The sequence below is a fragment of the Achromobacter mucicolens genome (assembly GCF_902859725.1).
Lineage (GTDB): Bacteria > Pseudomonadota > Gammaproteobacteria > Burkholderiales > Burkholderiaceae_B > Achromobacter > Achromobacter mucicolens.
Window position 1 is genome coordinate 26,738 of the sequence record NZ_CADIJP010000009.1, and the last position, 13,197, is coordinate 39,934.

At 66.7% G+C, this 13,197-nt stretch carries 13 protein-coding genes and 1 pseudogene; 12 read left to right on the forward strand and 2 right to left on the reverse strand.

Annotation, left to right across the window (positions count from 1 at the left end):
- Positions 1-28: 28 nt before the first annotated feature.
- From HV786_RS12910 to HV786_RS12950, 9 genes are all read left to right on the forward strand, one after another.
- Entirely contained in the window at positions 29-1,243 is a 1,215-nt protein-coding gene (locus HV786_RS12910) for an ABC transporter substrate-binding protein (RefSeq protein ID WP_175211033.1), read from the forward strand.
- Positions 1,244-1,310: 67 nt separating this feature from the next.
- The gene (locus tag HV786_RS12915; RefSeq protein ID WP_128829090.1) at positions 1,311-2,213 is read left to right on the forward strand and encodes a branched-chain amino acid ABC transporter permease; all 903 of its coding nucleotides are present in this window, start codon (positions 1,311-1,313) and stop codon (positions 2,211-2,213) included.
- On the forward strand, positions 2,210-3,211 hold the full coding sequence (locus tag HV786_RS12920) for a branched-chain amino acid ABC transporter permease (protein ID WP_175211035.1): 1,002 nt from the start codon (positions 2,210-2,212) through the stop codon (positions 3,209-3,211). Before HV786_RS12915 ends, HV786_RS12920 begins: the two co-directional genes overlap by 4 nt.
- Positions 3,208-3,972 (forward strand): ABC transporter ATP-binding protein, encoded by a 765-nt coding sequence (locus tag HV786_RS12925; protein WP_128829091.1) that lies wholly within the window; start codon positions 3,208-3,210, stop codon positions 3,970-3,972. Before HV786_RS12920 ends, HV786_RS12925 begins: the two co-directional genes overlap by 4 nt.
- Entirely contained in the window at positions 3,965-4,684 is a 720-nt protein-coding gene (locus HV786_RS12930) for an ABC transporter ATP-binding protein (RefSeq protein ID WP_128829092.1), read from the forward strand. The genes HV786_RS12925 and HV786_RS12930 overlap by 8 nt, the downstream gene beginning before the upstream one ends.
- Positions 4,685-4,703: 19 nt before the next feature.
- A complete protein-coding gene (locus HV786_RS12935; protein WP_063955923.1) occupies positions 4,704-5,456 on the forward strand; it encodes an SDR family NAD(P)-dependent oxidoreductase in 753 nt (250 codons plus the stop codon).
- Positions 5,457-5,465: 9 nt separating this feature from the next.
- Positions 5,466-6,194 (forward strand): SDR family NAD(P)-dependent oxidoreductase, encoded by a 729-nt coding sequence (locus HV786_RS12940; RefSeq protein WP_128829093.1) that lies wholly within the window; start codon positions 5,466-5,468, stop codon positions 6,192-6,194.
- Positions 6,195-6,199: 5 nt separating this feature from the next.
- The gene (locus HV786_RS12945; protein ID WP_128829094.1) at positions 6,200-7,906 is read left to right on the forward strand and encodes an FAD-dependent oxidoreductase; all 1,707 of its coding nucleotides are present in this window, start codon (positions 6,200-6,202) and stop codon (positions 7,904-7,906) included.
- 24 nt (positions 7,907-7,930) lie between these two features.
- On the forward strand, positions 7,931-8,530 hold the full coding sequence (locus HV786_RS12950; protein ID WP_056319865.1) for a glutathione S-transferase: 600 nt from the start codon (positions 7,931-7,933) through the stop codon (positions 8,528-8,530).
- Between the two features lie 39 nt (positions 8,531-8,569).
- Here HV786_RS12950 and HV786_RS12955 read toward each other — a convergent pair.
- Positions 8,570-9,045: pseudogene (locus HV786_RS12955) on the reverse strand (helix-turn-helix domain-containing protein); the annotation flags it as partial.
- A 172-nt stretch (positions 9,046-9,217) separates the two neighbouring features.
- Here HV786_RS12955 and HV786_RS12960 point away from each other — a divergent pair.
- Positions 9,218-9,799, forward strand: a complete 582-nt coding sequence (locus HV786_RS12960; protein ID WP_128829097.1) for a hypothetical protein — start codon at positions 9,218-9,220, stop codon at positions 9,797-9,799.
- Between the two features lie 146 nt (positions 9,800-9,945).
- On the opposite strand, the gene HV786_RS12965 is transcribed toward HV786_RS12960, so the two are convergent.
- Complete coding sequence (locus tag HV786_RS12965) at positions 9,946-11,280, reverse strand: DUF3100 domain-containing protein (protein WP_128829098.1); 1,335 nt, start codon at positions 11,278-11,280, stop codon at positions 9,946-9,948.
- A gap of 232 nt (positions 11,281-11,512) precedes the next feature.
- Here HV786_RS12965 and HV786_RS12970 point away from each other — a divergent pair, with 232 nt between their 5' ends.
- Positions 11,513-12,448: a LysR family transcriptional regulator gene (locus HV786_RS12970; RefSeq protein ID WP_128829099.1), complete on the forward strand. Its 936-nt coding sequence runs from the start codon at positions 11,513-11,515 to the stop codon at positions 12,446-12,448.
- A gap of 73 nt (positions 12,449-12,521) precedes the next feature.
- Positions 12,522-12,713, forward strand: a complete 192-nt coding sequence (locus tag HV786_RS12975) for a DUF2970 domain-containing protein (protein ID WP_056319879.1) — start codon at positions 12,522-12,524, stop codon at positions 12,711-12,713.
- Positions 12,714-13,197: the final 484 nt, after the last annotated feature.

Genomic DNA, 13,197 nt, shown 5'->3' on the forward strand with positions numbered 1-13,197 from the left:
GCATCCAAAAAAGAACGGGAGACCAAGCATGAACCAACGTAGTCGCTACGCGGCCGCCGCCGCGCTGTGCGCCCTGGCCTTTTCGACCGCCGCGCAGGCGCAGCAGGAACCGGGGATCACGGACAAGACCATCAAGATCGGCGTCTTTGCGCCGCTGTCGGGCAGCGGCATGGCCTACGGCTTTGACGTGCTGAACGCCGCCAAGATGTGGTACGCCAAGGTCAACAAGGAAGGCGGCGTAAACGGCCGCCAGATCGAGCTGGTCGTGGAAGACGACCGCTGCAACGCCAACGATCTGGTCGCCGCCGTGAAGAAGCTGAACGAGCAGGACAAGGTCTTCCTGCTGAACGGGGGATCGTGCTCGGCGGCCGTCGTCGCCTCGCGCGAATACATCGAACGCGAAAAAGTGCCGCTGGTCATGCTCAATGCCTCCGGCGACGGCGCCCTCTACCCGCCCTCCAAGTACATCTACGGCGCCTTCTCGATCTCTCAGCACGCCGTGGGCGGCTCGATGGTGCAGTTCGCATCGGAACACCTGAAGGCCAAGAAGATCGGCTACATCAATCATGACGACGCCTACGGCGGCTGGAACCTGGAGGCGGCGCAGTCGCAGGCAAAACAGCTTGGCGACCCGGCGTTGCAGGTGCAGTCGGTCAATCCGAACATCACCGACGTGACGGCGCCCATGCTGAAGATCCGCTCGGGCAATCCCGATGTGCTGCTGCTGACGACCTACGCGCGCCCCGCCGCCCTCATCATCAAGAAGGCGCACGAACTGGGCTGGAACAAGCCCATCGTGCTGGCGGTCAATGGCACGGCGGATCTCAAGCAGCTCGTGGAGAACGTGGGCAACAAGGATGCGTTCAAGAACGTGTACATCCAGGACGTGCTGGCGGATCTGCCGGGCGGGCCGAAGCTGACGTGGGTATACGACATGTACAAGCAGTCGTATCCCGACCTGGCGGCCAAGCCCGGGCACCCGCAGTCCTACATGCCTTACGGCATTCCGCCCGCCATGGCGGTCGTGAACGCGCTGAAGGCCGCCGGCCCGCAGCCCACGCGTGAAAAGGTGCTGCAGGCGCTGGAAACCATGAAGTTCGACTCGGGCGTCATGGCAGGCCCCATCGAGTTCGGCCCGGGCGACCGCGCCGCGCAGGAGGCCGCCATCTACATCAAGTTCGATGGGACGAACATGACGCTCGTGCCTGGCGCCTTCAAGAGCACCTGGCAATACCAGAAGTAAACCCGCGGCCCTACAGAGGCCACGCCCGCGCGATGGCGCAGCATCGCGCGGGCCGCCGGAGAACATCATGAGCTTTGCCGATACCTGGTTGTTCCTGCAGCAGGGGGTGCTGTCGGGGCTGGTGACGGGCAGCGTATACGCGTTGCTGGCCGTCGCCGTCGTCATCATTTTCAAGACCACCGATGTGCCGAATTTCGCCCAGGGCGAGATCTTCATGGTGGGCGGCTACATTGCGCTGTTCCTCATCCTGGTGATGGGATGGCCTTACCTGGCGGTCATTCCGGTCACGCTGGCCGCGGTGGCCGTGCTGTCGGGCCTGTTCCAGCGCGTCGTCATGGAACGGGTCATCGCTTCCAAGGGCGTGGGCGTGCAGATGGTCATCGCCACGCTGGGGCTGGCGTACGCCCTGAAGGGGCTGGTGCGCACGTCGGGCCTGGGCGACACCCCGCGCTCGCTGCCGCCGCTTGCGTCCACGGACGCCGTCATCATCGGCGACGCCGTGCTGACCCGGCTTGACCTGCTGATCTTCGCCGTCGCGGTCATCGTCATGCTGCTGCTGTTCGGGATGTTCGCCTACACGCGCGTTGGCCGGGCCATGCGCGCGGTGGGAATGAATCCGAAGGCAGCGCGGCTGACGGGCGTGAACCTCACCCGCATCCGCATGATGGTGTGGGCGCTGTCAGGCCTGATTTCGGCCGTCGCGGCGCTGCTCATCACGCCCAAAATCCTCATCACCCCGGACATCGGCCACATCGCCATCCTGGCCTATGCCGCCGCCATCGTGGGAGGCATCACCAGCCTGCCCGGCGCGGTGGTCGGAGGCTTTGTGATCGGCATCGCCGAGAACCTGGTGGGGCTGTTCATTTCGACCAATGCCATCGTGGTGGCGCCCTTCGTGGCCATCATGGTCGTGCTGCTGGTGCGCCCGCAAGGACTGCTGGGCGGCAAACTGCAGGTGAAGAAAGTATGAGCAACAAGATCGATCGCACCCTGCTGGCGCTCATGGCCGTCGTGCTGGTGGCGCTGCCCTTCATGGCTAGCGGCTATGTCGTCTACGTCGTCAACCTGCTGATGGTGTTCGTGGTGCTGGCGTTGGGCCTGCACCTGGTCATCGGCGAAACCGGGCAGTTCGCCCTGTCGCACGCGGCCTTCTACGGCGTGGGCATCTACACCGCCGGGCTCATCAACAACCTCTGGCATCCGCCCTTCTTCGTCTCCATCCTGGCGGGCGGGCTGCTGGCCGCGGCGCTCGGCTACGTGATCGGCGCGCTCGCGCTGCGCATGCGCGACATCTATCTGGCGCTGTCCACGTTCGCGTTCGGGGAAGCCATGCAGTGGGTGTTCCTGAACTGGCAATCGGTCACCAACGGATCCAACGGATTCCGCATCTCGCCCGCCTCGCTCTTCGGGTACGAACTGGTGTCGGACATGAAGGCCTACCCCTTTGTCGTGCTGATTGCCGCGCTGCTGCTGTGGGCCACCGTGGCGTTGTCGCGCTCGCAACTGGGATCGGCCTTCCGGGCCGTGCGCGAGAGCGATGTCGCGGCGCAGGCGATGGGCGTGAACGTCAATGCCATCAAGCGAACCGCGTTCACGCTGTCGGCCGCCTACGCCGGCATCGCCGGCGGCATGTACACGCTCTTCGCGTCGTTCATCCATCCCGAAAGCCTGGGCTTTCAGACGACCATCCTGATCCTGACGATGGTCGTGGTGGGCGGCATCGGCTCGGTACGCGGCGCCATCGCGGGGGCTTTGGCCTTCGGCCTCATCTCCGAACTGCTGCGCCAGGCGCTGTCGTTCCAGGAAATCATCTACGGCGTCATCCTGATGGGCTTCATGATGTTCGCGCCCAAAGGCCTGTTTGCGGGCCGCGCGGCGCGGCGCGCGCCCCCGCCGGCCGCGCCTTTGCCCGCGGCCTCGCGCGCGGCGGCCACCGCCTCCAAATCCCCGCAAAGGAGCGCAGCATGAGCACCCATCCTTATCTGGACGTGCAGAGTCTGACGGTGAAATTCGGCGGCCTGACGGCGATCAACGGGCTGTCCATGCAAGTGGAACGCGGCCGCATTCACGCGCTGATCGGCCCAAACGGCGCCGGCAAATCGACGACATTCAATTGCATATCGCGTTATTACCGCCCCACCAGCGGCAGCATCACCTTCGATGGCGCCGACATCACGGGCAAGAAGCCACACGAAATGGCGGCGCTGGGCGTGGCGCGCACATTCCAGAACCTGGAGCTCTTCGGCGCGCTCAGCGTACGGGAGAACGCGCTGCTGGGAACGTACGCGCACGGCGCGAACGGCCCGCGCAAGCTGTTGCGTCCCGCGGCGGCCGAGGCCCGCGAGCGGGTGGAGCATCTGCTCGAGCGCGTCGGCCTGGCAGACTTCCTGGACACCCCCGCCTGCAGTCTGGACTTCGGACGCCAGAAGATGCTGGAGCTGGCGCGCGCGCTGGCCATTTCTCCGCGCCTGCTGTTGCTGGACGAACCGGCGGCGGGCCTGCGAAACCGCGAGATCGAGACGCTGGACCGCCTGCTGACCGAATTGTGCGAGCGGGACGGCATCACGGTATTGCTGGTGGAACACGTGATGCAACTGGTGATGTCCATATCGGATCGCATCACCGTCATGTCGTTTGGCGAAAAGATCGCAGAGGGCACACCCACCGAGGTGCGCAACGACCCCCGTGTCATCGAGGCCTATCTGGGCAAGGGAGCAGCTGGTGGCTGAGATTCTGCTGGAAGTCGATGCGGTGTCGGCCGCCTACGGCAACATCCGCGCATTGCAGGACGTGTCGCTGAAGGTGCCGCAAGGCGCCATCGTGGCGCTGCTGGGCGCCAATGGCGCAGGCAAGTCGACCACGTTGAACGTGATTTCTCGTCTGGTCTCGCCCACGGCGGGCAGCGTGCGTTTCGCGGGCGAACCCATCCATCGCCTGTCCGCCGATGAGGTCGTGGGACGCGGCATCGTGCAGGTGCCGGAAGGCCGCGAGATCTTCCGCGAGATGAGCGTGCGCGAAAACCTGGAAATGGGCGCCTACCTGCGCCGGGACCGCAACGCTGTCCGGCAGGACATGGACATGGTGTGCGACACCTTTCCGCGCCTGCGAGAACGCTTCGAACAAAAGGCCGCCACGCTTTCAGGCGGCGAGCAGCAGATGCTGGCGACCGGCCGCGCGATGATGGCGCGGCCACGCATGATCCTGTTGGACGAACCGTCCATGGGGTTGTCGCCACTGGTGGTCGAGCAGATCTTCGACATCATCCTGCGGCTGAACCGCGAACAGGGCATCACGATTCTGCTGGTCGAACAGAACGTCAAACTCGCGCTGTCGGTGTCCAGTCACGCCTACATCCTGGAGAACGGCGAGATCGCGCTGGACGGGCAATCCGCCGCGCTCGCCAGCGACGAAGGCGTGCAGCGCGCCTATCTGGGCGCGTAGGCGCCGCAAGGAAAATGCCATGATCTCAATGCAAGACAAGCGCGTCCTGGTGACGGGCGCCGGGCGCGGCCTGGGCGCCGCCATCGCACAGGGCTTTGCCCGGCAAGGCGCCCGCGTGATCGTGACCGACGTGGACGCGGCGCTTGCCGCCGCGTCGGCGCAGGCCATCGTCGCGGCCGGTGGCCATGCCGCGCATGCCGAGCTGGACGTGACCCACGAGCAGGCGGTGCGCGCCTTTGCCGCCGACTGCGCGGCGCGCCACGGTCCGCTGGACATCCTCGTCAACAACGCCGGCATTTCGGCGCGCGCGCCGTTCGACGATCCGCGCACCCCCGAGATCTGGGACCGCGTGATGCGGGTGAACCTGCAAGGCACGTTCAACGTCACGCATGCCTTCGTGGAACAGCTCAAGGCCTCGCGCGGCGCCATCGTCAACCTGTGTTCCATCGTGGCTTACGGCTGCGGCATTTCGACCGCGGGCTACGTGGTGTCCAAGGGCGGCGTGCGCTCGTTCACGGAGGTACTGGCCCGCGACCTGGCTCCCCACGGCGTGCGGGTCAACGCGGTGGCGCCGGGACTGATGGAAACCGAGATGACCGCCGGCCAGCGCGCCCAGGCCAGCGGCACCGACTGGTACATGGGGCGCGCGCCCATGGCGCGCGCGGGGCGCGCTGACGAGATCGTCGGCCCCATCCTGTTTCTGGCCTCGGACCTGGCCAGCTATGTCAATGGCGTGGTGCTGCCCGTGGACGGCGGCTATCTGGCTGTCTAAGGAGAAATCATGAGTCTGGGAACGGCGTTGGTCACGGGCGGCGCAAGCGGCATGGGCCTGGCGATCGTGGAGCGGCTGGCGCGGGATGGATTTCGCGTCGTGATGGCCGATCGCAACGGGGCGCTGGCGGAGAAGGAATCACGGGCGCTGGCCGACCGGGGACTGGATGTCAGCCACCGCGTCGTGGACCTGGCCGACGAAGCCTCCACGCGCGCGCTGGCGAGCGCATTGCCGCCGCTGGCCGCGCTGGTGAACAACGCTGGCCTCTTTGACGAGCGCACGTTCTTCGACGTGACGAGCGATGACTACCGGCGCGCCTTCGACGTGAACCTGCTGGCGGTCGCCACCCTGACCCAGGAAGCGGCGCGGACCATGCAGCCGGGCGCGAAGATCGTGAACATCGCGTCGCGCGCGTATCTGGGCGCGAAGAACCATCCGCATTACGTGGCCTCGAAGGCGGCGCTGGTTGGCTACACCCGCGCCAGCGCGATGGAACTGGCCGGACGCGGCATCCTGGTCAACGCCATTGCGCCCGGCCTCATCGATACGCCATTGCTGCGCAACCTGACGCCCGAGCGCATGGCCGCGCAACTGGCCTTGCAGCCGACCGGGCGCGCGGGGCGGCCTGAAGACATTGCCAATGCGGTGTCCTTCCTGGCCGCGCCACACATGGACTTCATCACGGGGCAGGTCATCTTCGTGGATGGCGGCAAGTCGCTGGGCGGATCGGGAGCGTAGGCGGCATGGACCAGATCGCATGGGACAAGGAAGTGGATGCGCTCGTCGTGGGTTCCGGCGCGGGCGGCATGGCCGCGGCGCTGACCGCGCACGAGGAAGGGATGGACGTGCTGCTGGTCGAAAAGACCGACCGCATCGGCGGATCGACGGCGATCTCCGGCGGCGCGGTGTGGATCCCCCTGAACGCGCAGACTGAAACGGCGGGCCATCCGGACAGCATGGACAGCGTCTGGACCTATCTGGACCAGACGGTGGGCGCGGCGGCCCCCGAACACATGAAGCGGGCCTATCTGGAGGCAGGCCCGCGCATGATGGATTACCTGGTGTCGCGCGGCCTCTTGCAGCTTGCCGCGCGCACCGCCTCCCCGGATTACTACCCTGACCGGCCCGGCGCCGCAATGGGCGGCCGTTCGCTCGACCCTGTCGAATTCGACGGCCGCAGGCTGGGCAGCCGCTTGCGGCTCTTGCGCGACCCGCTCAAGGAATTCACCGTGCTCGGCGGCATGATGGTCAACATCACCGACGTGCGGCACCTGCTTGGCGCCACGCGTTCATTCGCTGCCTGGCGCCACAGCATGAAGCTGGTGTTGCGTTACGCCTCGGACCGCGCGCGCGGGTATCACCGCGGCACGCGGCTGCTGCTGGGCAATGCGCTGGCGGCCCAGTTGTTTCATGGACTCTTGACCCGCAACATCGACTTCTGGCTGCAAACGCCCGCGCTGTCGCTGCACCGCGACGCCGCCGGGCGGGTGCTGGGCGCAGCTCTGTCGCGGGACGGCAAGACGGTCAACGTGCGCGCCCGCCGTGGCGTCGTGATGGCGACGGGCGGATTCCCGTGGGATCCGGAACGGCGCGCGCGAATCTACCCGCAGCCGACCGGCGGCTGGTCGATGTCCCCGCGCGGCAATACCGGCGATGGCATCCGGCTGTCGGAACGGGCCGGCGCGGCGTTCGGCAGCGGCCATGCCAGTCCGGCCTTCTGGGCGCCAGTTTCCGTGCTGGATACCGGCACGGGCACGCCACTCAATTACCCGCATCTGGTCTGGGACCGCGCCAAGCCCGGCCTGATCGCCGTCAATGGCGCGGGCAACCGGTTCGTCAATGAATCGACCTCGTACCACGAGTTCGTGCAGGCCATGTACCGCAGCAACGAGACCGTGCCCAGCATCCCGGCATTCCTGGTCTGCGACCAGCGGTTCATCGACACGTGGGGCCTTGGCCTGGCCCTGCCCGGCGGCCGGCCCCGGCAACACCTGATCGACCTGGGCTACCTTTTGCAGGCGTCCACGCTGGCGGCGCTGGCCGGCCGGCTCGGCGTACCGGCCGACGCGCTGCAGGCCACCGTCCAACGCTATAACCAGCACGCCGCGCAAGGAACCGATCCGGATTTCGGCAAGGGCAGCACGGCCTACAACCGCTATCTGGGCGATCCGCAGCACCAACCGAATCCGTGCCTCGCGCCGCTTGGCGATGGGCCTTATTACGCCGTCAAGGTGTACCCGGGCGACATCGGCACCGCCTGCGGCATTGCCGCCAACGCACATGCGCAGGCGCTGGATGCCGCCGGCGCGCCGATCCCCGGCCTTTACGTGGCGGGCAACGACATGCAGTCCGTGATGGGCGGCGCGTACCCCGCGCCGGGCATCACGCTCGGCCCCGCCTTGACCTTTGGCTGGGTGGCTGGACAGCACCTGGCCCATGCGCAACACTGACGCCTCTCACCGACAGGGAACCCCATGAAAATCTTCTTCTCGCCCGCTTCGCCCTTCGTACGCAAGTGCATGGTCATCGCCCACGAACTCGGGCTGGCCGACCGGATTGAAAAGCTGCCCAGCGCCGCCGGTCCCGTCGCCCGCGACCAGACCATCATCCCGAGCAATCCGCTGGGCCAGGTGCCCACCTTCATCACCGATGAAGGTCAGGCGCTGTTCGACAGCCGCGTTGTCTGCGAATACCTGAACGACCTGGGCGGCGGATCGTTCTTTCCTGCCGGCAAGGCCCGCTGGCCCGTGCTGACCGAGCAGGCAATGGCCGACGGCATGCTGGGCGCGGCGCTGCTGGCGCGCTACGAGACCGTGCTGCGTCCCGAGGCCTTGCGCTGGGATGGCTGGGTCGAGGGCCAGCTGGGCAAGGTGCGCGATGGCCTTGCGCTCATCGAGAAGAACGCCGCGGGCCTCGCTGGCCGCCTGGACATCGGCACCGTCACCATCGGCTGCGCGCTCGGTTACCTGGACTTCCGCTTCCCTGACCTGGACTGGCGCGCCTCGCATCCGGCCACGGCTGCCTGGTACGAGGATTTCAGCCAACGCCCCTCGATGCAGGCCACCAAGCCCTGATCCGGCCGCCGGCGGTTTGCGCCGGTAAGTGCGACGGCGTCAGTGCGACGACACGAACGCGGCTTGCGCGAAGGCCGGTATAGCGAAGCCTTCGCGCATGCGCCGCGCCTCTGCCGCTGGCGTCAGGCCAAATAGGCGCTTGAACTCGCGGCTGAACCGGGACTGGCTCGTGTAGCCCACCGCCTGGCTCGCCGTCTCGGCCGTCAGGTCCTGCCGCACCATCAAGAGGCGAGCCTGGTGCAGGCGGGCGATTTCACGTACTGCATGGGTGAGACCTGCGTCACCGCCTTGAAATGGCTGTGAAAGCTCGGCACGCTCATGCCCGCCTCATTCGCCAGCCTGGTCACATCCAGCGGCTGGGCATACTCCGCATGGATGAGACGCAGGGATTTGCCAATACGGCCGAACTGCCCTCGCAGCGATAGTGCTTCCCGCATCGAACTGCCCTGCGGGCCGGTCAGCACGCGGAAATAGAGTTCGCGCAGCAGGCCCGCTCCCAACACCGCGGCTTCCACGCTCGGGTTGGTCAGGGGCAAGCTGGCCGCATTGCCGGAGGAATTGGCCGTGTGGGAGACGGTTACGAAATCCACAGATGGATAAAGCCCTGCGCAGAAGGCTTTGCTACAGTGAACCTGCATCTCCCCTGACAGACCAACCCAAAGGTCAATCACGACAAGGAGCGCCCGCATGGCCATTTCTGCGATCTCCGCCATCCCGCACGTCGCCGCGCCTTTTCCGGCGCGCGTATCGATGCTGGATGAGAACCGCCCCGCCTGGGAAGCCGAACGCGCCGCGCAGAACTTCGCGGCCCGCCAGGCGCAGCGCACCGCCCAGGCACAGGCCGCCCGCGAAGCCCAGCGCGTGGAACGCGCCCAGGCCGATAAATTGGCAAGGGCCGAGCAAAACGCCCCGCGCGTCAGCGACAAAGCGGACCCCGCCGCCGCGCCCCTTGCTCTTGCCGCCCCCGCCATCAACATCGATGAATTGCGCGACTTGTACGCGGACGCCCGCATGCGGCGCGCGGTTGAAGACTTTGCCGCCCGACCCGACCCGGTGGCCCAACGCGCCCAGGCCGCGAACGACTGGGGCACCATCGAAGGCCTGGCGCCGCTGCAACCTTATCGTGTCGCCATGGGCAATCCGCAAGTCGAGTTGCAGGCCGCGGCTGTCATGAAGGCAGCCAGTGGTGCCGTTCCGGCGGTGGCCAACATCGGCCCGACCGAGAACGTGACCGACAACGCACGCTACCGCCCCGGCGCCGCGCCCTGATCCCCGCGCTGGCCCTGGTGTCAGGCAGCCGAAAGAGATGCCCTTCGGTTGGCGACGGCGTCTCAACGGGTGTCTGACACCGCCACCAAGCCGGCCCATGAAAAAAGCCGCCTGAAAAAGCGGCTTTCTCGTGGCGCGAAGACCGATCAGTGGAAGAATTCCGCGATCATCGTGGCGCCCATGAAGGTGCCGGCGTTGGCGGCCAGCGACACCACCACGATCTTCCAGCCCAGCTTGCGGAAGGCGGGCAGGTCTTTCAGGATCGACAGGCCGGCCATGGCCAGGATGACCGTCGTGAACGGCAGGAAGTTGACCTTGCCCACCATTGCGATGATCTGGTCCGAGTACGGCAGCACGCCAGGGCAACCGGCCGTCATGGCGATCAGCGACAGCACGAACACCGCCGGCAGCTTGGGCACGACGCGCAGGATGAGGTCAGTGATGACGACCAGCAGCACGATGATGCCCATGCCGGGCAGCGCGTCCGCGAACGGCACGTTGTAGCCCAGGCGGTTGCCCACCAACGCAAACAGGCCACAGATGACGTAGGCGGTCAGGCGGTCGCCAAAGCCCATCTTCGCGCCGTGCGCGGGCACGTCTTCCGACACGCTGTCGTCGACCACGGCCTCGTTCTTGCCGCGCGAGAAGCGGCCCAGCACGGGCTCCAGCTTGCCGTACAGGAAGATCGTCGTGGGCAGCGAGATGAAGAGGGTGAAGTACACGCCCACCACGGTGGTCAGCAGGTTGGCCGCGGCGGCCAGCGCAGCCACCTGATGCGCCATTTCGGGCGTCTGCTGCGAGGCGATCGCGCCCACGCCGGCGGCCATCATGCTGCCCGAGCCCACGCCTGCGCCCATGGCGAGCGAGCGCGGATCGAAGATGTTCAGGCTGGTGATGAAGCCGGCCATCAGCGCCACGAACAGCGCGCCGATCACGGTGCCGGTGATGTATTCGGCCATGACGCCGCGGCCTTCGGGCGAATTCATGCCGTAGCGCTCGCCGATGATCGCCAGGCTGGGCTCACGGCCCACCGAGAACGTGGCGCCGATCGCTTCGCGCTTGATGCCCAGCAGCAGCGCCAGCGGCAGGCCGATGGCCATGGTGCCGAAAAAGTGGCCGAACTCCTGGAACACCAGCGCCCAGCCGGCCTCGCGCACCTGCGGCAAGGCGCCGCCGACCATCAGACCCAGCTTGGCCAGGAACGGCAGCAACGCATATTGCAGGTAGCCGCTGATGCGGGTCTGCATGGCTTTGTCGATGCCGATGCCGGACGGCAGCCGCTGACCGAAAGCCGCCACGACCGCGCCGATGAAAATGGCCCACAGCATGGGTTGCAGGACGATCTTGCCGGGACCGACCGAGAAGGTCACGCTGCCGATCGCTTCGGAGATGACGACCACCAGCAGGATGGCGGCGAGCATGCGCACGCGCCCCGATAGCGGCATGGAAGGCAGGGCCAGGCTGGCGCTGGCATGAGACATTGTTTTTCCCCTGATGACGAACGGCGCGCAACGGGCGCGCCGGTTCGGACTGCGCAATTTTCGCTCTGCCCGTTGGCGGGCAACCATGACACCCGCCGCCGAGAAACGTTGCGTAAAATGCAACGAATTGCCTTTTCCTGGGAAATTTTTGCACGGGACAACGTTAGTTAAGGGTAAACCCTTAATTTCCCGCGTGGAAAATCCGCCGCATTCCCGCCCCGGAGCCGCCGCCATGGATGAACAACTCGACGCCCGCCGCACGCACTACTTCATGCAGGTCATGAGCCGGGGCTCGGTGCGCGGCGCGGCCGAAGCGCTGGAAATGGATCCGTCCGCCGTCAGCCGCGCCATCGCCGCGCTGGAACGCGACTGCGGCATGGCGCTGTTCGAGCGCCGCGGCCGCGGGCTGGTGCCCACCGATGCCGGCCACATCCTTGCCCGCTACGTGAAGCGCCAGCAGGACATCCAGGAAAGCTTCTTTTCCGAGATCGACAGCCTGCGCAAGGCCGAGCGCGGCCACATCGATCTGGTGCTGGGCGAGGGCTTTGTCGAGCTCATGTTCGACAGCGTGCTGCCGGGTTACTGGCGCAGCCACCCGGAAGTCACGCTGGACATCGACGTGGCCCGCACCTCCGAGATCGTGCAGCGCATCGTCGACGACCGCGCCTACATCGGGCTGGTGTTCCAGCCGCCCAACGACGCGCGGCTGCGCACGCATTACTCGCGGCCCGAACCGATACGCGCCATCGTGCGCCAGGATCATCCGCTGACGCGGCTGCGCCGCCCCCTGCTCTTGACCGACCTGGCCGACTACCCCGGCGCGTCCATGCAGGAAGGCTTCGGCGTGCGCCAGCACATCCAGGCGGCCGAGATCAGCGAGCAGGTGCGGCTGCATAACGTGCTGACCACCTCGTCCTTCAAGGCGCTGTGGCAATTCGCGGCGGCCGGCATCGGCTACGCGCTCACGCCCCCCATCGCCGTCACCGCCGACATGCAGGCACAGCGGCTGGCCAGCCTGCCGCTGGCCAATCCCATTCTGAATCAGGGCAGCCTGCACGTCCTGAGCCGCGCCGGCCGCCACATTTCACCCGCCGCGCGCGAGTTGCTGGACCACATCGTGCGCGGCATCGGTGCGCATGCCGCCGCACCAACTGATACGGTCGGTTGAACCGGATCTGCATCTGTCTGCGCCGCAGTCCAACGTCTACAGTGGACGGTCAAGAATCTGCCCGGAGGCGCATATGCTCAGTTTCCTGCGTACGGTCCGCTCCGTGCTATGGGCCTTTTTCGGCGTGCGCCGCGGACGCGGCTACGACGCCGACATCGCCCACAACAAACCCGGCCCGCTCATCGCCACCGGCCTGCTGCTCGCGGCCTGCCTGGTGATCATTCTGGTGTTCGTGGCGCGCTGGGCGGTGAATGCGGCGTTGTAGCCGCGTCGCCGACGCGCACCGGCCGAGCCAGTTGCAACTAGCTATAGGCAACGACGGAGCCGCTGTACGGCATCGGTGCAGATGATTTCCCGCAAAGACTGAAGCCCCATCCTTTGCAAAAATACCCGTCACGCATAAACCATGCCCCTCCGGCAGCCGACCTTTGCAAAGGGCGTAGCGCACGCCCTCCGCAAAAACAGCCGCCCCGCCGCCCGGCCGCCCGAAGGCGGGGCAGCCCCCCCGGGGGGCAGCTAGTGCGCGGAGCGCGCGCGGCGTGGGGGCATTGCGGGAGACCTGCTCACCCTCCGCAAAAAAAGCCGCCCCGCCGCCCGGCCGCCCGAAGGCGGGGCAGCCCCCTCGGGGGGCAGCTAGCGCGCGAAGCGCGCGCGGCGTGGGGGCCTTATTTCTTTATTACCAGAATGACTTAGACGGTCTTTGCGGCTGCCTGTTACGGTTATGAATCCCGTTTTTCCGGCGCCGTGCG

What these genes read in the sequence shown, in the direction of transcription:
- HV786_RS12960 (WP_128829097.1), top strand. Translation starts at nt 9,218, where the DNA reads ATGGCCATTTCTGCGATCTCCGCCATCCCGCACGTCGCCGCGCCTTTT.
- HV786_RS12915 (WP_128829090.1), top strand. Translation starts at nt 1,311, where the DNA reads ATGAGCTTTGCCGATACCTGGTTGTTCCTGCAGCAGGGGGTGCTGTCG.
- HV786_RS12910 (WP_175211033.1), top strand. Translation starts at nt 29, where the DNA reads ATGAACCAACGTAGTCGCTACGCGGCCGCCGCCGCGCTGTGCGCCCTG.
- HV786_RS12925 (WP_128829091.1), top strand. Translation starts at nt 3,208, where the DNA reads ATGAGCACCCATCCTTATCTGGACGTGCAGAGTCTGACGGTGAAATTC.
- HV786_RS12940 (WP_128829093.1), top strand. Translation starts at nt 5,466, where the DNA reads ATGAGTCTGGGAACGGCGTTGGTCACGGGCGGCGCAAGCGGCATGGGC.
- HV786_RS12945 (WP_128829094.1), top strand. Translation starts at nt 6,200, where the DNA reads ATGGACCAGATCGCATGGGACAAGGAAGTGGATGCGCTCGTCGTGGGT.
- HV786_RS12965 (WP_128829098.1), bottom strand. Translation starts at nt 11,280, where the DNA reads ATGTCTCATGCCAGCGCCAGCCTGGCCCTGCCTTCCATGCCGCTATCG.
- HV786_RS12950 (WP_056319865.1), top strand. Translation starts at nt 7,931, where the DNA reads ATGAAAATCTTCTTCTCGCCCGCTTCGCCCTTCGTACGCAAGTGCATG.
- HV786_RS12975 (WP_056319879.1), top strand. Translation starts at nt 12,522, where the DNA reads ATGCTCAGTTTCCTGCGTACGGTCCGCTCCGTGCTATGGGCCTTTTTC.
- HV786_RS12935 (WP_063955923.1), top strand. Translation starts at nt 4,704, where the DNA reads ATGATCTCAATGCAAGACAAGCGCGTCCTGGTGACGGGCGCCGGGCGC.
- HV786_RS12970 (WP_128829099.1), top strand. Translation starts at nt 11,513, where the DNA reads ATGGATGAACAACTCGACGCCCGCCGCACGCACTACTTCATGCAGGTC.
- HV786_RS12920 (WP_175211035.1), top strand. Translation starts at nt 2,210, where the DNA reads ATGAGCAACAAGATCGATCGCACCCTGCTGGCGCTCATGGCCGTCGTG.